The following is a 19,641-nucleotide window of genomic DNA, read 5'->3' as shown; positions in this document are numbered from 1 at the left end:
TTCCGTCCGCACCTCGGCCCGAGTAGCGGAATCGCATTTCTCCTGGTCGCGGATGCCGCGACCGTTCTCATTGGCCCGCGTCTTGCCACCCGAGTGTTGGCGCCTGCTCCCACCATGGCCGCCGGGCCGTTCAACGAACTCGTCTTTGGTGGCCTGACATTGTTCGCCCTGTTCGCTGCCGGTCTTTACGCAGTCGGCCCCGCGCGCGCGCCGCTCGTCCATATCGGAGCCATGCTGCGCGCCCTCGTGGCGGCGGACGTGCTTGCCCTGCTGCGGATCGCACTGTTGCGCCCTGTGCCAGCCACATTGCCGCTCGACAGATCAATTGCATGGGCCGTCGGTGCCTTCACGTTCACTGCCGTGCTGATGCTCGGCGAGCGCGCAATGGTTGCCGCGTTCTGGCGCCGCCACGGAATCGGCATCCCGCGAGGAGCATCCGCCCTCGTTGCCGCAACTCCGTGCGACCGTATGCTCTGCACTCGTCTCGACCGCATGACCGACCACCGGCTTGGCTATGTCTTCTGCTGGGGGCTCGCCCCGACATCAGGCCTGCGCACCATCGCCGATGCGGCGACCCTGGATGCCATGATCCGCTCTGGCCAGATCGGAGATCTCGTCGTCTTCGTCCAGCGCGGCGATGGGCCCGAAGCCCGCGGCAAAATCGATGCACTGCTTGCCCGCCTTGCCGATCAGCCGGTGCGGATCCGCCTCGCCTTCGACGCGGTGGCCGAGATCGGCGCGTGCGACCTCGCGACCGGCCGGAGCCTGCGTCTCGTCACGGTGCTCGACCGGCCGATCCGTCCGTTCGGCGCCGTGGCAAAGCGGAGCATGGACGTGGGCGGCGCCGCCTTGCTGATCATCCTGCTCGGCCCGCTTCTGGCCCTGATCGCCCTCGCCCTACGGATGACCGGACCCGTCCTGTTCCGCCAGCGCCGCATCGGGCTCGACGGCGCGCCGTTCACGGTCTTCAAGTTCCGCACGATGCGCCCGCAGCCACCCAGACAAGCCGCAGGCCCGGTGTCTCAGGCCCAGCCTGGCGATCGGCGGATCACCCGGCTCGGCGCCATTCTCCGCCGCCTTTCGCTCGACGAATTACCCCAACTATTCAACGTGCTGCGCGGCGAGATGTCGCTGGTCGGCCCCCGCCCGCACGCGCCGCACACCACCGCCGGCGACTTCACCTTCGAACAGGCGATCGCCTTCTACGGCGTGCGCCACCGCGTGAAGCCGGGGTTGACCGGCCTCGCCCAGGTGCGCGGCCTGCGCGGCCCGACCGACCGGCGCGACCTCGTGGCGGCCCGAGTCGCCGCCGATCTCGACTATATCGAGCGCTGGTCCCCCTGGCTCGACCTCGCCATCCTGTTGCGCACGATCCCCGCTGTGCTGATCGGCCGCAATGCCATCTGAGCCGCGCCTGCTGGCCGGGACGCCGCCCCCTGGCCACGCCTATGATGCCGACATTGTCATCCTGAGCCATCACCGCCCGCGTGAAACCATCGCCGCGATCCGTTCGGCGGCCGCGCAAACCGGGCTGGACAGCCATGTCATCGTGCTCGACCAGAACTCACCGCCCGGCATGCGCGCCGCCCTGGCGACGGTGGCGACCGAATTCCCCCATGTCGCGCTCTACGGCATCGGGCAGAATTTCGGCGTGCCCGGTGGCCGCAACCGTGTAAGCGCCCTCGGCCACGGCCGCACGATCATCGCGCTCGACAACGATGCCGTCTTCGCCGCCCGCGACACCGCGGCCCGCGCCGCCATCCGCATCGCCGGAACGGCGGATCTCGCCGCCATCGGGTTCCGCATCCTTGCAGCCGACGGGCGTAGCCTCGACCTGACGAGCTGGGGCTATCCGAAGCGGCTTTTGCCCCGGGCCGACGGATTTTTCGCGGCGACCACCTTCGTCGGCTGCGGCCACGCCCTGTCGCGCGCCTGCTTCGAGCGTCTCGGCGGCTATGACGAGAGCCTGTTCTTCACCTGGGAGGAATACGAATTCGCCCGCCGCGCCATTGCCGGAGGCTGGCGCATCGAGCATCACGGCGACCTCGCCGTCATCCATGAAGTTTCTCCCGAAGCGCGGGTGAACTGGAATGCCGGACGCTGGCACCAATACGTTCGCAACCGTCTGCTGATCGCCCATGACTGGAACGGTCTGTCCGGTTTCCTGTTCCGCGCCGGCATTTATCTCGCGCGTGGCATCAACGCGTCCCGGCTGCGCCCGACACTCGACGCCATTGCCGAGGCCCATGCCCTCGCACGCACCCGCCCCCGCCACCAAGAAACGGCAGAGACCCGCCACTACGTCTTCCGTAACGAAATCCGCCACCGGCTGCCGGGCGGCGCGCGCCTTATCGGCGTCGGTGCCACCGCTTCGGCCAGGCGGCCACCCACGGCCGCACCCCCTGCACCCACCGGTCCGTAGTCAGCCTCACGCGGCCGCCCGCGAACCGCAGCGCGATCGCGCCATCGCGCCACACGCTGAACCGATCGATCACGTAGCGCCCCCGGGCCCGGCACGCGCCGCGCAACGGTTCAGGCGAGATCACCACCCGCGCATCGCCGCATCCGTTCTCCGCCGCCGTGGCATCGGCAAGATACAGCACCCGCCCATGGTCGAACCGGCATCGCCCGCCGGCACAAATGTCGGCGGCCCGGGCCACCGCCACACGGTCATGCGCGAAGACCGGCCGCCATTGCGCCAGGGTGTATTGATCCGGCCGCCGCGTCTCGAGTATCCGCACCACCGCGCCGTCTCGCACCGCAACGAGCGAAGCCGTGGGCGAGACCAGCACATCCGGCGCGCGGCCCAGCATCATCCCCGCCAGACCGATCACGACAGGCGCCAGGCCGGCAAGGCGTACCCGCCCCCGCAGCAGTCCGAGCAGCGCCATGCCGAGGCCCAGCAGCGCAACCGGCCAGCCCGGGCTTGGCCCGATCACGATCAGCGCGTGCGGCAACTGCCCGACGAACCGCGCCACGGCCAGCATCGCCGCGATCCCCCACCCCATCGGCGCGAGCGCCAGCGCCTCGAGATGCAACGGCATCAGGACCAGCGCCACCATGCCGGCCGGCAACACGACGAGCGCCGTCAGCGGCACCGCGATCAGGTTTGCCAGGATGTAATACGGCTGCACCTGCTGGAACTGGTAGGCCGCGAACGGCATCGACGCCCCACCCGCCAGCAGCGAGGTGAAGGCCAGCGCGGCGATATGCCGACCCAGCCGTCCTCGCCATCCCGCCCCCTCGGTATCGAACCGGCGTCCAACCGCCTCATAGCCCGCGATCAGTGCCAAAACGGCGGAAAAGCTCATCTGGAAACTCGGCCCCGGCACCGCCTGCGGCTCGATCAGCATCAACACGAACGCCGCCACCGCCAGCCCGCGCAGCGACAGCGCCCGTCGCCCGGCGACAATACCGAGCAGAACCAGCGCGGCCATGGCGAGACTCCGCTCGATCGGCACGTGAAAACCGGTCAGCGCCGCATAGACCACCCCACCCGCAAAAGCCACGGCCGAGGCAATGACCTTCGCCGGCACGCGGAGCAGCAGAAACTCGGACCACCCGACGCAGAATCGCGCCAGCGCGAACAGCGCCCCCATCACGATGCCGATATGCAGCCCGGCGACGGCAAGGATATGAGCCAGTCCGGCGGTGATGAACGCCTGGCGCTCACGTGCCGGAATCGATTCCTCGAAGCCGGTCAGCAGCGTGGCGGCGATTGGCCCCGTAGTGGGCGGCATGGCGGTCAGCACCCGTGCGGCAATCGTTTCGCGCAACCGCCGCAGTGCGCCGCCCCACCCCGGCGCGGCAACGCGCGTCACGTCGAGCTTCCCGACCGCGAACCCAACCGCGCCGAGCCCCGAAAAAAACTGATCCCGTCCGAACGACCACCCTCCCGGATAGGCCGGGCGAGACGGAGCGAAGAGAAAGGCGCGCACCCGCACACTGTCGCCTGCCGCGAGGCGGACATCGTCGCCGCGGCGTAACTTGATCCTCACTGCCCGGCCCAGCGCCGGCCCGCCATCGAGGCGCGGTGCCGCAATCCGCACCCGTCGGCCGGTCGCCAGCAAGTCGATCGAACTCACCCGTCCTGTTACCGTCACGACGCCGTGCGGCACGACGATCGGCGGCGGCATCAGCATCGCCTGCCATTGCGCCCGGCCGAGACCGAGTAGGGCAAACAGCGCCAGCGCTGCCAGCCGGCAACCCACCGGCCGCCGCCAGAGCATGGTGAGTACACCGGCCGCCAGCACGATCGCCACCGGCGCCAGCCACGCCGGCGGTTCCGCCCTGAGATCGAAATAAAGGAGGATGCCGGCCATCATCGCTACCGGGAGGAACAGCACGATCCGCCCCGCGTAGGCGGCCGACGAACGCAGGGCACCCGGCGGCGGCGCCGCCGCCGGTTTCGCTGCTCTGACCGCGATCAGCGCCACATCCACCGAAACCTCAACTATAAGTTGATTTACCCTATTTCATTTCCCGAATGGATGAAAGCTCGACATCAGGTCAGCGATGCGATGGCAAGCACAAGGGTAATACCCGCGATCGCCAGCGTCGCATGCGTGCCGAGCAGCAGCCCCGCAGGGCGCCGTTGGCGCCAGGCCGCGATGACAACGAACAAGCCGAGCAGCAGGGCGAGACCGAGCAGAATTTCCGCCCCCGCGCCGAAGCCGCCCAGCCCCATCCGTGCCGGCACCGGATGGCGGGCCAGCGCGATGACCAGCGCGGTCAGTCCCATGGCCCCCAGAACGCCATGCAGCGGGCCAAGCAGCCGGCCGAAGACGCCACCACCATTCACCCCACCCTGCTGCATTGCGCGCACGCCGAGCCACGCACCGAGTGAGGCGGCTAGCAGAAGCAATGAGAGAGGAATCGTCATTCGCACACAATGACGCCCCCGCAATGGGCATCAAGAGCGAAACCCGCATGTGCGGCGCCGGGGGGCGCGGAGAACGCAGATTTGATCAGGCTCGGCGCGCCGGCGGCGGGCTGAGCCGCCGCCGGCCGGTCGCCTTGCCGTCAGGATTGCTGGCGGCGCAGGAAAGCCGGAATGTCGATGCCGATTTCCTCGTTCTGCGTCAGCCGAACCGCCGCACGCGGCTCATGATGCTGCGGCGGCACATGGTAGGAGGCATGCTCGGCCGCCGGGGCCTGAGGCATCTCGCGGTCAAGATGCTGCGGCGCCTGGTAGGAAGGCTCCTCCCGCGCGGGCCAGGACGGAGCGGCCGCACGAGGTTCCGCCTGCGGCATTGGCTGCGGGGCGGCCGCATTGCGGAAGCTGCTGGTCATCCGGCCGAACAGGCTCTGCTTGCGCGGCGGCTCGGCGGCGCGCGGCGTCTCCCGGAAGGCGGCCGGAGCCGAGATCGGCGCCCGCACCGGCCCCTCGGCCTGGAACTGCGGACGCGCCGGCACCGGACCCGGCGCCGGCTGCGGATGCATTGCCTGAGCCGCCTGGTGCTGCGCTGGAGCGGACTGCGGCTGGAAGTGTGCCGGATGCGAAGCCGCGGCGGGCGCCGCGGTCATATGCGGCTGCGCCGCCACTGTCGCGTTCGCCTCCACCATCACGCTGTCGCCCGAAACCGCGGCCAGGCGCGGCCGCTCGGCCTGTGCCGGCACTGGCGTGTCGATCCCGGTCGCCACCACCGAAATCCGCACCCGGCCTCCCAAGCTCTCATCCAGCGCCATGCCGACCATGATGTTCGCATCCTCGTCGACTTCCTCGGCGATCCGGTTCGCCGCCTGGTCGAGTTCATGCAGCGAGAAGTCGGAACTGCCGGTGATGTTGATCAGCAGCCCGCGCGCGCCCTTCATGTTGGTGTCTTCCAGCAGCGGATTGGAAATCGCCGCCTCCGCGGCGCGGATCGCGCGATCCTCGCCCTCGGCTTCGCCTGTGCCCATCATCGCCTTGCCCATCACCGACATCACCGAGCGGATGTCGGCATAGTCGAGGTTCACGAGGCCCGGAACCACCATCAGGTCGGTGACGCCGCGCACGCCCATGTAGAGCACATGGTCGGCCATCTCGAAGGCTTCTTTCCAGCCTGTCCGCTCGTTGGCCACCTTGAAGAGGTTCTGGTTCGGAATCACGATCAGCGTATCGACGAACTGCTGCAGCTCGTTGATCCCCTCCTCGGCGGAGCGCAGGCGGCGGCGCCCCTCGAAGGCGAAAGGCTTGGTCACCACGCCGACGGTCAGGATGCCGCGCTCGCGCGCCATCCGCGCGATGACCGGCGCGGCCCCCGTGCCCGTGCCGCCACCCATGCCCGCGGTGATGAACACCATATGCGCGCCGTCGAGATGGCGGGCCAGGTCTTCCGACGCTTCCTCAGCCGACGCCTTGCCGATTTCCGGCCGTCCGCCCGCACCGTTACCCTGGGTGATATGGGGCCCAAGCTGGATCCTCCGCTCGGCACGCGAGAGCATCAACTGTTGTGCATCGGTATTGGCGACGACGAATTCCACGCCCGGCAGGTTCAGCGCGATCATGTTGTTGACCGCGTTGGTGCCCCCACCGCCAACGCCGATCACCGTGATTCGCGGCGTGAAATCTGTCTGTGTCGTGGTCTGTCGGATCAGGTTCAGGGTCATGTCTGCGTCTCCTGGCAGGCGGGCGTGAAACGATGGGCAGCAAGGATGCGATGGCGTTCGCTCATCACATCCGCCGCATGAGCAAGTTCATGAAACGGGCAAGGCGGCCCTGCGGCGCGGCAGCGGTCAGATCGATGTCATGCATCGTCTGGCCGTCGCCGCTGGCGAAGGCGAGCAGGCCGATCATCGTGGCGAAATTCGGCCCGGTGGCGGCGTCGGGCAGGCCGATGACGCCGATGGGCTTGCCGATCCGCACCTGGCGGTCGAGGATCTGTGCCGCCAGTTCGCGGGCACCGACCAGTTGCGACGCGCCGCCGGTCAGCACCACGCGCGCCCCTGCCGCCCGGCCGAGCCCGGAGGTCTCGATCCGGTCGCGCACCAGCTCGAAGATCTCCTCGAGCCGCGGGCGGATGATCGAAACCAGCGCGCTGCGCGGCACCTTGGCGATCTGGTGCTCGGCCTCGCCCACGAGGGGCACTGGCAGCAGCTCGCGCGCATCGTCCGGGCTTTCCTGGCAGGTGCCATAGAGCGTCTTGAGCCGCTCGGCATGCGCCACCTGGGTGGAAAGCAGCCGGGCGACGTCGTTGGTGACGTGATTGCCGCCGACCGGCAGTTGCGCCGTGTGCAGCATCTGCCCTTCGGCGAAGACCGCGATCGTCGTCGTGCCGCCGCCCATGTCGATCACGGTGGCGCCGAGTTCCCGCTCGTCCTCCACCAATGTTGCGAGGCCCGAGGCAAACGGCGCCGACACCATCGAGGCAATCTCGAGCTCGCATCGTTCGAGGCAGGCGGTGACGCTCTTGATCGCCGTGGTGGCGGCATCGACCACATGAAGCTGCGCGGTCAGCGTATCGCAATAAAGTCCGCGCGGATCGGCGACGCCGCCGGTCTCGTCGGTGGAGAAATTGAGCGGCAGGGCATGAATCGTGCCGCGCCCCTCGGACGCCGCGCGGGCCCGCGCCTCGCGCACCACGCGGCGGATGTCATCCTCGGTCACGGCGCGGCCGTCGATCGGCCACTGCACGTTGAACAGCCGGCTCTCCGGCTGCCCGCATGACAGGTTCACCGTGACCGATTTCAACCGCATATCGGCCTGGTCCTCAGCCGCGCCCACAGCAGCACGGATCGCCTTCTCCGCGTCTTCCAGATCAACGATGCCGCCCGATTTTACCCCTCGCCCACGTTGCCAGCCGAAGCCGAGGGCGCGCAGCCGTCCATCGCTCTCGGCGCGGCCGATCAGGCAGGAAATCTTGGTCGAACCGATATCCAGCACGCCGAACGGGCCAGATCGCGCGGGCTGGCGGCGCGTTTCCTGCTGGCGCGGTTCGGCCCGTGTCGCGGTCAGCGTCGCGCGGCGGGACAGATCGTTCATGCCCGTGCCTCCCTCATGACTTGTGTTTCCCGGATGCTGCGGACGGCGTAGCGGCGTCGGTCACGAAACCTTTCGGGTAGGGGCGCACCACCAGGCGGTCGGCAAGCCGCAGGTCGATCCGGCGCACCGGCCGATCCAGAAGGCGAATCTTCCGCTCGGCCTGCATCAACACGGTCAGCGCACGAGCTGGATGGGAATCCGGCAGTTCCACCACCGTGTGATCGCGCAGGATCAGGTTCCAGCGCAGCCGATCGATCCGCTCGGCGGCAACCACCTTCGAATCGATCGCGGGAAACCGGGCGAGCAGGTCGAGCAGGTCCTGGGCATGCTTCGGCGCACCAGCGCCGACCAGCAGCCTCAGATTCGGATCATGCGCCCGGGCTGCCCCTGCATCGCGATCCTCCAGCACCGCGCCACCAGCGCCGACCAGCGCGAAGCGCCCATCCGGCCGCTGCCAGATCGCAACGGCGCGGCGTTCGGTGACCTCGACCCGCAACGTGTCAGGCAACACGCGCTCGACAACGGCGCTGCGCACCAGGCCCAGCGCTCCGACCCGGGCTGCCACGGCCGCCGGCGATACAGCGAAGATCGCCTTGCCACGCTCGACATCGAGCGCGCGCTCGACAACGGCGCGCGATCCCGGCGTAACGCCGCTCAGTTCAATATGGGCAATCCGGAATCCCGCATCGGCCGCGACGGTCGCCGCCGCGGCGCGCACCGGCCGAAACACCGCCAGAACGCCCCGCAGACCAAGCGGCACCGCGATCAACAGCAATGCCATGACGCCGAGCACCGCCGTCGGGCGTCCGGCCCGACGCAAACGGCGCAACAACAGCGTGCGCGGACTCGGACGGTCCTGGACGGTCGCCTTGCGCTGCTTCACACGCGGCATGCGGCGTTCTCCACCATCCAGGCGCACAGCGCGGGGAAATCGATTCCGCAATGAGCCGCCTGTTCGGGCAACAGCGAGGTTGGCGTCATGCCCGGTTGGGTGTTCACCTCCAGCAACACCAGCCGGTCCGTTTCATCGTCGTAGCGGAAATCCGAGCGTGTCGCTCCACGGCAGCCAAGCGCGCGATGCGCCGCAACCGCGACATCCCTGGCCCGCGCGCTCACCGAAGGCGGCACGTCCGCCGGAATCTCGTGCCGAGAGGCACCGGCGGCATATTTCGCCGTGTAGTCATAGAAGCCCTCCGCACGAATTTCGGTGACCGCCAGCGCCCGGTCCTCGAGCACCGACACGGTAAGTTCCCGCCCGGGAACATATTCCTCGGTCATCGCCACCGATCCGTGGCGCCAGGCGCGCGCGATATCGGCGCGGCGGTTGTCGCCCTCGCGCAGGATGAACACGCCGACCGAGGAGCCCTCGTTGACCGGCTTGATGACATAGGGCCGCGGCAGCGGATCGGCCTCCGCGAGTTCGTCCAGCGGCACGATGCGGTGCTGCGCCAGCGGCAGGCCGGCAGAGGCGAAAACCGCCTTCGCCGCGCCCTTGTCCATCGCCATCGACGATGCCCGCACGCCGGAATGGGTATAGGGGATGCCCATGTAGTCGAGCACGCCCTGGATCGTCCCATCCTCGCCGAAACGGCCGTGCAGCGCGTTGAATACCGCATCCGGCGCCGGCGTCAGCGCCGCGATCACCGCGCCGAGATCGGCGCCGACCTCGATCTCGAACACGTCATACCCCGCCTTGCGCAGTGCCGCCGCAACCTGCCGGCCGGAGGCGAGGCTGACCTCACGCTCCTCCGAAATGCCACCGAGCAGGACCGCGACGCGCTTCATGCCGCACCCCGGCACGGCAGGCCGACCCGGCGGATTTCCCAGATCAGCTCGACGCCGGTGCGCTCACGCACGCGCCGGCGCACCGTCTCGCCCAGGCCCTCGATGTCGGCGGCGGTCGCCTCGCCGAGATTGATGAGGAAATTGCAGTGCTTTTCCGAAACCTGGGCGCCGCCGTGAATGAGCCCGCGACATCCCGCCTCGTCGATCAGCCGCCAGGCCTTGTCGCCCTCGGGGTTGCGGAAGGTCGAGCCGCCGGTCCGCGCCCGCACCGGCTGCGTTGCCTCGCGGCTCGCGCGGATATCAGCCATCCGCGCCGCGATCGCCGCCGCCTCGCCCGGCCGCGCGTGCAGCCGCGCCCGCACGACGATCCCGCCCTCGGGCAGCCGCGCGTGACGATAGGTCAGCGCGAGATCACCGGCGGCATAGCGCGCCACCGTCCCGTCCCGCCCGACGATCTCGGCCCAGTCCAGAACATCGCGGATCTCCGCGCCATAAGCGCCGGCATTCATCGCCACGGCGCCGCCGAGCGAGCCCGGAATGCCCGAGAGGAATTCGAGCCCGGTGAGCCCCGCCGCCGCCGCGTGTTCGGCGATCGTCGCATCCAGCGCCGCCGCCCCCGCCACGATGCCGTCCGGCTGGACTTCGATATCCGCGAACCCGCGCACCAACCGCACGACCACACCCGCGATCCCGCCATCCCGCACGATCAGGTTGGAGGCGGCGCCGATCGGCAGCACCGGCACTTCCGGCGCCAGCGCGGCGAGAAAACGGCTCAGATCCTCGATATCGGCGGGGCGGAACATCACCTCCGCCGGCCCGCCGACGCGGAACCACGTCACCGGCCCGAGCGGAACATCGAACCCGATGCGTCCGCGCACTTCCGGCAGCGCGGCACGCCAGTCGGCCATGACCGGAGCGGCCATCATCGCATCCCCCCGGCACCGCGGCGGGTGGTCTCGATCAGCGCCTGCAACTGGTTGGGCAGCGCCTGCGCCCAGTTGGTAATCGACCCGGCGCCGAGGCAGACGACGTAATCGCCGGCGCGGGCCATCGCGTTGATCATCTCGGCCAGATGATCGGGGCTACCGAGCGAGACAACCGATTTGTGGCCGCGCGCCCGCAGCCCCTCGACCAGCGCGTCGCGATCGATACCCGGGATCGGCTCCTCGCCCGCCGGATAGACGTCGGCGACGATCACCTTTCCCGCATCGTTCATGCAGGTGCAGAAATCCTCGAACAGCGTCGCCAGCCGCGTGTAGCGGTGCGGCTGCACCACGGCGATCACGTCCCGCGCACCGGCCTGGCGCGCCGCCCGCAGCACCGCCGCGATCTCGACCGGGTGATGTCCGTAATCGTCGATCACGGTGATGCCGGCGACCTCGCCGGTCTTGGTGAAACGCCGCTTCACGCCCCGGAAACTCGCCAGCGCCGCGCGCAGGTCGACCTCCGGCACCTCCATCTCGATGCCGATCGCGATCGCGGCCAGCGCGTTCTGGACATTGTGGTTGCCCAGCATCGGCAGGCGCATCGGCGCCAACACGCGCTCGCGCCCGGCCACCCGTTCGGACAGGCGCACCTCGAACGTCGCGCCATTACGGTCGGACATGATCCGCTCGGCCCGGACATCCGCCTGCGGCGACAGGCCATAGGTGATCAGCCGGTGATCCGACAGGTCCGGGATCATCCGCTGCACGCCGGGATGATCGATGCACAGAACCGCGAACCCGTAGAACGGGATGTTCGAGACGAACTGGCGATATCCCGCCTCCATCGCCTCGGCGGAGCCCCAATGGTCGAGATGCTCGGGGTCCATGTTGGTGACGACGGCGATCACCGCCGGCAGGCGGAGGAAGCTGCCATCGCTCTCATCGGCCTCGACCACCATCCAGTCGCCGCCGCCAAGCCGCGCATTGGTGCCGTAGGCGTTGATGATCCCACCATTGATCACGGTCGGATCGAGCCCCGCCCCTTCGAGCACGGCCGCGACGAGGCTCGTCGTCGTCGTCTTGCCATGCGTGCCGCCGATCGCGACGGACCAGCGCAGCCGCATCAGTTCGCCCAGCATCTCGGCGCGCCGCACCACCGGGATCATCCGCTTGCGCGCCGCCTGCACCTCGGGATTGTCGCGCGGCACCGCGGTCGACACCACGACCACCTGCGCGTTGCCCAGATTCGCCGCGTCATGCCCGATCGCGACCGGAATGCCCGCGGCGCGCAGGCGGGCGACATTGGCGTTTTCGGAAAGGTCGGATCCCTGCACGGAATAGCCGAGATTGTGCAGCACCTCGGCAATGCCCGACATGCCGATCCCGGCAATGCCGACGAAATGGATCGTCCCGATCGACAGCGGCATCGCCCTCATCGCACACGCTCCGCAATGGCCGACAGAACGAGATCGGCGAGCCGCGCGGCAGCCTCCTCGATCCGCGCGCTCGCCGCCGCCTCGGCCATCGCAGCCAGCCGCAGCGGATCATCGAGCAGGGATTCGAGTACGCCGGCCAGCCGGTCCGGTGTCGTCGTCGCCTGGTCGAGCCGGAATGCGCCGCCCCGCCGCGCCAGGACATCGGCATTGTGCCGCTGGTCGGTATTGATCGCGAGCGGAATGAAGATCGCCGGCCGCCCGATCGTCGCCACCTCGGCGACGGTCGACCCGCCGGACCGCGCGACCAGCAGATGCGCCGCCGCCATGCGCGGCGCCACATCGCTGAAGAACGGCGCCAGTTCATGTATGATCCCGGCGGCATCGAGTGCGCCGCGTGCCGCCCCGATAACCTCCCCCGGGCATTGCATGGTCAGTGCGATCCGCCGGCGCAGCCCCTCCGGCAGCCGGGCCAGCGCCTCGGGTACCAGGGTGGCGAAAATCCGCGCCCCGAGCGAGCCGCCTAGCACCAGCAGCCGGATCGTCTCCGCCGGCGGTTCATAGGGCGACGCAGCCAGCACCGAAATCGCGGCGCGCACCGGGTTGCCGGTCACTGTCGCGCGCGCCCGGCCGGACACCCCCGCGGTGCCCTCGAAGCTCAGCGCGAGATGGTCGGCGAAGCGCGCGAGGAAGCGGTTCGCGCCGCCGAGCACCGCGTTCTGGTCGTGCAACACGATGGCGGGTCGCCGCCGCAGCGTAGCCGCCGCGAGCACCGGCGGCACCGAGGGGTAGCCGCCGAAGCCGACCACAGCGGCAGCATCGAGCTTTGCAAGGATGCGCCGGGCCGCGACGGTGCCGCGCGCAAGCTGTGCCACGCCAAGAAGTCGCCGCCCAAGACTGCGTCCGGCCAGCCCCGCACCGGCCAGAACATGGCGCTCGCAGCCGGCAAATACCGCCGATTTCTGCCCCGCCGAGCGCGCGTCCGTCATCAGTACGATCCGCTGGCCACGCCGCATCAGTTCGTCTGCCACAGATTCCGCGGGAACCATGTGCCCGCCCGTGCCGCCGGCTGCGATGATAATCGGGTTCAGCATCGCGCCTCTCATACCGCCCGATCCTGCATGCCGAGGCCGAACAGCCCGTCCGTCACGCGCTCGGCATGGATGCGCCGTCGCGTCAGCGCCAGCAGGAACCCCATGTGCAACCCGGTCGCCAGAACAGCCGAACCGCCATAAGACAGGAACGGCAGTGTCATGCCCTTGGTCGGGATCATCGACAATGAAGACGCCATGTTGATGAAGGCCTGCAGTCCGAAACTGGTCAGCAGCCCGGCAGAGGCGAGGGCCACGAACGGATCCGTCTCGCGCAGCACCCGCATGAACCCACGCAGCACGATCACCGCATAGAGCGCGATGATACCGAGGCAAAGAAACATGCCGAATTCCTCGCCAGCCACCGCGAAGACGAAATCGGCGCGCGCGTCAGGCAGGTAGTGCTTCACCTGCCCCTCGCCCGGCCCGCGTCCCCAGAGCCCGCCATTGGCGAAGGCGGAAAGCGCCGTGAGCGCCTGATACGCCTTGTCCTTGGTCGGATGGAGGAACAGCATCACGCGCTTGTGCACGTGAGCGATCAGCTCGAATGCTGCGAATCCGGCGGCGCCAAATCCGGCCACGCCAAGCCCCACGAAAAACGTGTTCAGGCCGTCGAGAAAGAGCTGGACGAAAAATGTCGCCAGCACCAGGGCGGTTGAACCGACATCGGGCTGGCGCAGAAGAATCAGCACCACCAGGCTGTTGAGACCGATCGCCGCGAACATGCCCGGAAATCCCGGCGTGCGCCGCCGCTCCGCCAGCAGCCATGCGGTCGCGATGATCAGCGCGGGCTTGAGGAATTCCGAAGGCTGAATGGTGAAGCCCGGCAGCGCGATCCAGCGCCGTCCGCCATCGACGACGACGCCATGCACGAGAGTGAACCCGGTGAGCACAAGGAAGACCACCCCGGTCGCGAGCGCGGCGAGCTTGACGTAATGCAGGTCGAGCATCGAAACCCCGACCATCAGAATTCCCGCCGTCAGCAGATAGACGATCTGCCGGATCATCACGATCGTGTTGGGATCGTTCAGCGAAAGATTGGTCGCCGGCGTGGCCGCGAGCGCAAGCACATAGCCCAGGCCCACCAGCAGCAGCAGGGCGGTGAGCATCACCCGGTCGACGCTCCACCACCACCGTCCGACGACTGAATCATCCGCGCGCGAAAGGACCGGCATCACCTGGCCTCCATCGAAACGAGGCGGGCGGCCAGTTCGGCGAAACGTCGTCCGCGCGCGGCGTAATCGGTGAACTGGTCGAAACTCGCCGCCGCCGGCGAGAGCAGCACGGTATCGACCCCAATTCGCCGGGCCGCCGCGAAAGCAGACGGAACGGCGTTCTCGATCGTCCCCGCGATCTCGCAGGAGACGCCCGCGCTGGCGAGCGTCGCGGCGAATTCCGGCGCATCGCGGCCAATCAGCACCGCATGGGCAACGCGGGAAAACCACGGCGCTAGCGGCGCGATGCCGCCGTCCTTCCCGATCCCCCCGGCAATCCATACCAGGCGCTCATGGCAATCCAGCGCTCGCGCGGCCGAATCGGCATTGGTTGCCTTGCTGTCATCGATGAAGGTTACGCCTGCAACCGATGCGACCACGCGCTGCCGGTGCGGCAGTCCGGGAAAGGACACCATCGCCCGGCCAATGACCTCGCGCGGAACACCGAGCGCGAGCGCAAGGGCAGCCGCGGCCGCCGCGTTTTGCGCGTTGTGCGTGCCGGGCAACGCCGCCGCCGCGTCGAGATCGGCAATCACGCCGGAATGATCGACCAGCTTGCGGCCGCGCGCGAAAATATCGGCCCGCTGGCAGCCGGAAATTCGCACGATTCGTCTCTTGCCATCCTCGAATCGGGTCGCCATCGCCGCCGTCGCGGCGTCATCGATCCCAAACACGGCGACATCGCCAGCTTCCTGTCCGACAAAAAGCCGAGACTTTGCAGCTTCATATCCGGCCATGTTACCATGGCGGTCGAGGTGATCCGGGGTCAGATTCAGCATTGCCCCAGCACTGAAGCGCATGTTTACGATTCGCTCCAACATGTAGCTCGACATTTCGAGCACATACACGCCGTCATCACCAAGGCGCGGCAAGGCGAGCGCGGCCGGCCCCAGATTGCCGCCCGCCGCAACCTCGATGCCGGCATCGGCAAGGATATGCGCCAGCAGCGCCGTCGTGGTGGACTTGCCGTTGGTGCCGGTGATTCCAACGAACCGCGCAGAACTGCCCGAGTCGCGGACCGCGCGGAACAGCAGTTCGGCATCGGTGAAAATCGGCACGCCGCGCGCCATCACCGCCGCTGCCTCGGGATGAGGCACAGGCAGCGCATGGGGAATGCCCGGCGACAGGATCAGTCCGTCGAGTTTCGAGGCATCGCTGGGCCGGCCGATCGTAATCCCCACAGCAGCAGCCGCGCCGCGCCGTGCCTCGTTGTCGTCCCAGGCGATGACCGACGCGCCCATGGCCGCGAGCGCTTGCGCTGCTGGCAAGCCGTTCACTCCGAGACCCAGCACTGCGTAACGCCGCCCCGCGAACACGTGGCTCCAGTTTTCCACCGGCGCGCTCATCGGATTTTCAGGGTCGCCAGGCCCAGCAACGCAAGTATCATCGCAACGATCCAGAAGCGGATCACCACGGTCGGCTCGGCCCAGCCCTTCTTCTCGAAGTGATGATGCAGCGGCGCCATCAGGAATACGCGCCGCCCGGTGCGTTTGTACCAGAACACCTGCACGATGACCGAAACGGTCTCGACGACGAACAGCCCGCCGGTAATTGCCAGCACGATCTCGTTCTTCGTCGCCACGGCGACCGAACCGAGTGCACCCCCAAGCGCAAGCGAACCGGTATCGCCCATGAACACGGCGGCCGGCGGCGCGTTGAACCACAGGAATCCCATGCCGGCGCCGATCAGCGCCGAGCAGAACACGGCCAGCTCACCCGTTCCGGGAACGAAATTGATTTCGAGGTAATGCGAAAAAATCCTGTTGCCGACGAGATAGGCAATCAGCGTGAACACGCCGGCGGCGATGATCGTCGGCACGATAGCAAGGCCATCGAGCCCGTCGGTCAGGTTCACCGCGTTCGAGGCGCCCATCATCACGAACATCGCGACCAGCGGAAACAGCGGGCCGAACGGGATCATGAGATGCTTGAATACCGGCACGGCGAGCGAATCGGCGATCGAGCCGGGCATCAGCTGCGTGATCCATACAGCCGCGCCAAGCCCGAGCACCGCCTGCACAACGAGCTTGATCCGCCCCGGCACGCCCTTGGTGTTGCGCTTCGTCAGCTTGAGGAAATCATCGGCGAAGCCGAGCGCGCCATAGCCGATCGTGATCATCAGCACGGCCCAGACATAGCCGTTCCGCAGGTCTGCCCAGAGCAGTGTCGAAACGGTCAGAGCGATCAGGATCAGGAAGCCGCCCATCGTGGGCGTGCCCTTCTTCTCGATCAGATGCCGTTCCGGTCCGTCGGCCCGGATCGGCTGCCCCTGCTTCTGGAGCGACTTGAGCCAGCGGATCAGCCTGGGTCCGAGCAGGAAACTGACGACAAGCGCCGTCAGGCACGCGCCACCCGCGCGGAATGTGATGTAGCGGATCAGATTGAACGCGTGGAACGCGGCGACATGGGGAAGGAGCAGAGCGTAGAGCATCAGGCCTTGTCCTCGATCGCCGCGACCACGTCACGCATCCGCGACCCGTAGCTCCCTTTCACCAGCACGACGTCACCCACCGCGAGTGCGGCGCGCACCGCCGGTGCGAGGGATGCGGCATCCACCGCCCATGCGCCCCGCTGACGTTCCGGCAGTTCATCGAACATCACGCGCATATGCGGCCCGCAGGCGAAAACCAGATCGGCCACGCCGGAAACCGCATCCGCAAGATCGCGATGCTCGTCATCGGCATAGTCACCGAGTTCGAGCATGTCGCCCAGCACGGCGATGCGCCGCCCCGGCAGCAGTGACAGAACCTCGAGCGCCGCCCGCACCGAGTTGCCAGAAGCATTGTAACTCTCGTCGAGCAGCGTGATCTCGACGCCGTCCACATTCACGCGGCGTCGGGCGCCGCGCCCGGCCAGCGGTGCAAAACCATCGAGCGCCGCCGCGGCCTGCACCGGATCGAGCCCGAGTGCCGCCGCCGCCGCCAGCGCCGCCACCGCGTTCATCGCCATATGCGTTCCCGGCGCAGCGAGACGGCAACGGACCACCATGCGCAGGATATTCGCCGTCACCGCGACTCCGTCGGCATCGCTCTCGGCTTCGATCAGCCGTGCCTCCGCGAGATCCTGCGCGCCGAAACTGACCACCCGAACCCCGTCCCGCGCCCGGCGCGCAAGGCGCGAAAGGAACGGCCCACGCGGCAGCACCGCCGCCCCGCCCGGCACCACGCCGCGCAACAATTCCGCCTTTTCATCGGCAATCGCCTCGACCGAACCCATCAACCCCAGATGCGCCGAGCCGATCGCGGTGATCACGCCGACATGCGGCCGCGTGATGGCGGAGAGCGGCGCGATCTCGCCTGGATGGTTCATGCCGATCTCGACCACCGCAAAATCGGCCTCGGCCGGCAACCGCGCGAGGGTCAGCGGCACGCCGATATGGTTGTTGAAGGAGGCTTCAGCCGCATGCGTCGCGCCAAATGCGGAGAGGATCCGGCGCAGCATTTCCTTGGTGGTGGACTTGCCGACCGAGCCCGTGACCGCGACGACGCGGGCGCGGCTGCGCGCCCGACCGAATTCGCCGAGCCGGGTGAGCGCGGCCTGCACATCCTCGACGAGCAGTGCCGGCCCGGCGCCGACATCGCGCGCAACCAGCACGCAGGCCGCCCCTTTCGCCTCGGCATCAGGAACGAAATCATGCCCGTCGCGAGCGTCCGCCAGGGCGACGAACAACTCGCCCGGCGCGGTCGTCCGGCTGTCGATCGAAACACCTGTGGCATCAGCCTCGCCGCGCAGCCAGGTGCCGTTGGTGGCGACGGCAAGGTCGCGCGCGCTCCAGAGACCGCTCATGCCGCAAGTTCCCTGATCACCGCCGCATCGTCGAAGGGCAGCACCGCATCACCGACGATCTGCCCGCTCTCATGTCCCTTGCCAGCCACGGCCAGCACGTCGCCCGCCCGCAGCGCATCGAGTCCGGCAGCGATCGCGGCACGCCGGTCGCCGATCTCCCGCGCGCCGGGGCAGGCCGCGAGGATTGCCGCGCGGATCGATGCCGGGTCCTCGCTCCGCGGATTGTCGTCGGTGACGATCGCGACATCCGCGAGTCTCGCGGCCACATCACCCATCAGCTTCCGCTTGCCGCGATCCCGATCGCCGCCCGCGCCGAACACCAGCACCAGCCGTCCGGCCGCGTGCGGGCGCAGCGCCATCAGCAACCGCTCCAGCGCATCCGGCGTGTGCGCGTAATCGACATAGGCGGCAGCGCCATTCGGCAGCACCGCCGCGCGCTCCAGCCTCCCGCGCACCGGCGCGAGGCCTGGCAGCCTGTCCAGCGGATCGGACACGCCTGCCGCACGCGCGAGGCCTGCCGCAAGCAACGCATTATCCACCTGGAACCGGCCCGGAAGCGGCAGTTCGATCTCGCGCGATACGCCACCGCACGCGATCGTCAGCACTTGGCTGGACGGCGTCGCGATGATGCCGCGCAGGTCAAACAGGTCACCGCCCGCGCCCACCGTCGCCAGATCGAGCCGCCGCGCCTGCGCGATGTCGCGCAGTGCCGCCAGCGTATCCGGCTCAAGATCGGCCATTGCCACCGCCGGCGCGCCGGGAAGCAGCAGGTCCTGGAACAGCCGCAACTTGGCCCGACGGTAGGACGCCATGTCCCCGTGATAATCGAGATGATCGCGTGTCAGGTTGCTGAACCCGCCAGCGGCAAGGCGCAGCCCATGCAGGCGGAACTGGTCGAGCCCATGCGAGGAGGCCTCGAGCGCAACGGTCCCGATTCCGGCCGCCCGCAACGCGGCAAGGATATCGGAGAGGGTCACCGGATCCGGCGTGGTCAGGCTTGCCCCCGGCGCGAAGCCCGGCGCGATCAGCCCGAGCGTGCCGAGCGAGGCGGCCGGTCTCCCGCTGGCCACTGCCATCTGGCGGATGAAATCCACCGTCGAGGTCTTCCCATTGGTGCCTGTCACGCCGAGAATCGTCTCCGGCAGCGGTCCTGCCAGCGTCGCCGCGATCTCGGCCAGGCGGCGCCGCGGCTCCGGGTCCTCGATCAGCGGGCGTGGCGGCACGCCAGGCGGCCAGCGGGTGCCCGAAGGCGCCAGCACCGCGGCGGCCCCCTGCGCCACGGCCTGGGCGATGAAATCTCGCCCATCGGCGCGCGCGCCCGGCAAGGCGGCGAAGATCATGCCCTTGCGCACGGCGCGGCTGTCAGCGGTGATTCCGGAAAACACCGTCTCCGGCGGCAGGATCCAGCCTGGCGGGGCACCGTAACGTGAAAGACCGTCCATC

At 68.5% G+C, this 19,641-nt stretch carries 16 protein-coding genes; 2 read left to right on the top strand and 14 right to left on the bottom strand.

The annotated features are described in order from the left end of the window. Positions 1-114: 114 nt before the first annotated feature. Both ACMV_RS00465 and ACMV_RS00460 read left to right on the top strand, forming a co-directional pair. Positions 115-1,407, top strand: a complete 1,293-nt coding sequence (locus ACMV_RS00465) for an exopolysaccharide biosynthesis polyprenyl glycosylphosphotransferase (RefSeq protein ID WP_172637316.1) — start codon at positions 115-117, stop codon at positions 1,405-1,407. Continuing rightward, the gene (locus ACMV_RS00460) at positions 1,397-2,422 is read left to right on the top strand and encodes a glycosyltransferase family 2 protein (protein WP_013639175.1); all 1,026 of its coding nucleotides are present in this window, start codon (positions 1,397-1,399) and stop codon (positions 2,420-2,422) included. The genes ACMV_RS00465 and ACMV_RS00460 overlap by 11 nt, the downstream gene beginning before the upstream one ends. Here ACMV_RS00460 and ACMV_RS00455 read toward each other — a convergent pair. The 14 genes from ACMV_RS00455 to ACMV_RS00390 form a co-directional block, all read right to left on the bottom strand. Beyond that, positions 2,349-4,442: a ComEC/Rec2 family competence protein gene (locus ACMV_RS00455; RefSeq protein ID WP_013639174.1), complete on the bottom strand. Its 2,094-nt coding sequence runs from the start codon at positions 4,440-4,442 to the stop codon at positions 2,349-2,351. The two genes, ACMV_RS00460 and ACMV_RS00455, sit on opposite strands and share 74 nt — an antisense overlap. Before the next feature lie 62 nt (positions 4,443-4,504). Further along, positions 4,505-4,882, bottom strand: coding sequence for a hypothetical protein (locus ACMV_RS00450; protein WP_013639173.1), 378 nt, complete (start codon positions 4,880-4,882; stop codon positions 4,505-4,507). Between the two features lie 140 nt (positions 4,883-5,022). Further along, entirely contained in the window at positions 5,023-6,591 is a 1,569-nt protein-coding gene (gene ftsZ, locus ACMV_RS00445; protein WP_011941254.1) for a cell division protein FtsZ, read from the bottom strand. A 64-nt stretch (positions 6,592-6,655) separates the two neighbouring features. Further along, positions 6,656-7,963, bottom strand: coding sequence for a cell division protein FtsA (gene ftsA, locus ACMV_RS00440; protein ID WP_007424255.1), 1,308 nt, complete (start codon positions 7,961-7,963; stop codon positions 6,656-6,658). Positions 7,964-7,976: 13 nt separating this feature from the next. Continuing rightward, on the bottom strand, positions 7,977-8,855 hold the full coding sequence (locus tag ACMV_RS00435; RefSeq protein WP_013639172.1) for a cell division protein FtsQ/DivIB: 879 nt from the start codon (positions 8,853-8,855) through the stop codon (positions 7,977-7,979). Next, positions 8,843-9,748 carry a D-alanine--D-alanine ligase gene (locus ACMV_RS00430; protein WP_007424257.1) on the bottom strand — a complete coding sequence of 302 codons (906 nt, stop codon included), beginning with the start codon at positions 9,746-9,748 and terminating at the stop codon, positions 8,843-8,845. The genes ACMV_RS00435 and ACMV_RS00430 overlap by 13 nt, the downstream gene beginning before the upstream one ends. Beyond that, positions 9,745-10,674, bottom strand: a complete 930-nt coding sequence (gene murB, locus ACMV_RS00425; protein WP_011941250.1) for a UDP-N-acetylmuramate dehydrogenase — start codon at positions 10,672-10,674, stop codon at positions 9,745-9,747. Before murB ends, ACMV_RS00430 begins: the two co-directional genes overlap by 4 nt. Next, positions 10,671-12,110, bottom strand: a complete 1,440-nt coding sequence (murC, locus tag ACMV_RS00420) for a UDP-N-acetylmuramate--L-alanine ligase (protein ID WP_011941249.1) — start codon at positions 12,108-12,110, stop codon at positions 10,671-10,673. Before murC ends, murB begins: the two co-directional genes overlap by 4 nt. Further along, positions 12,107-13,213 (bottom strand): undecaprenyldiphospho-muramoylpentapeptide beta-N-acetylglucosaminyltransferase, encoded by a 1,107-nt coding sequence (murG, locus tag ACMV_RS00415; protein ID WP_013639171.1) that lies wholly within the window; start codon positions 13,211-13,213, stop codon positions 12,107-12,109. Before murG ends, murC begins: the two co-directional genes overlap by 4 nt. After that, a complete protein-coding gene (locus ACMV_RS00410; protein WP_013639170.1) occupies positions 13,210-14,373 on the bottom strand; it encodes an FtsW/RodA/SpoVE family cell cycle protein in 1,164 nt (387 codons plus the stop codon). The genes murG and ACMV_RS00410 overlap by 4 nt, the downstream gene beginning before the upstream one ends. Then, positions 14,373-15,758: a UDP-N-acetylmuramoyl-L-alanine--D-glutamate ligase gene (gene murD / locus ACMV_RS00405; RefSeq protein ID WP_013639169.1), complete on the bottom strand. Its 1,386-nt coding sequence runs from the start codon at positions 15,756-15,758 to the stop codon at positions 14,373-14,375. Before murD ends, ACMV_RS00410 begins: the two co-directional genes overlap by 1 nt. Then, positions 15,755-16,843: a phospho-N-acetylmuramoyl-pentapeptide-transferase gene (gene mraY, locus ACMV_RS00400; protein ID WP_007422359.1), complete on the bottom strand. Its 1,089-nt coding sequence runs from the start codon at positions 16,841-16,843 to the stop codon at positions 15,755-15,757. Before mraY ends, murD begins: the two co-directional genes overlap by 4 nt. Continuing rightward, entirely contained in the window at positions 16,843-18,198 is a 1,356-nt protein-coding gene (locus ACMV_RS00395) for a UDP-N-acetylmuramoyl-tripeptide--D-alanyl-D-alanine ligase (protein ID WP_013639168.1), read from the bottom strand. The genes mraY and ACMV_RS00395 overlap by 1 nt, the downstream gene beginning before the upstream one ends. Next, positions 18,195-19,640, bottom strand: a complete 1,446-nt coding sequence (locus ACMV_RS00390; protein ID WP_011941244.1) for a UDP-N-acetylmuramoyl-L-alanyl-D-glutamate--2,6-diaminopimelate ligase — start codon at positions 19,638-19,640, stop codon at positions 18,195-18,197. The genes ACMV_RS00395 and ACMV_RS00390 overlap by 4 nt, the downstream gene beginning before the upstream one ends. Between the last annotated feature and the right edge of the window lies 1 nt (position 19,641).

Origin of the sequence: Acidiphilium multivorum AIU301, assembly GCF_000202835.1 — a bacterium.
GTDB classification, from domain to species: Bacteria; Pseudomonadota; Alphaproteobacteria; order Acetobacterales; family Acetobacteraceae; genus Acidiphilium; species Acidiphilium multivorum.
This window is presented reverse-complemented; position numbering and strand designations above follow the sequence as displayed.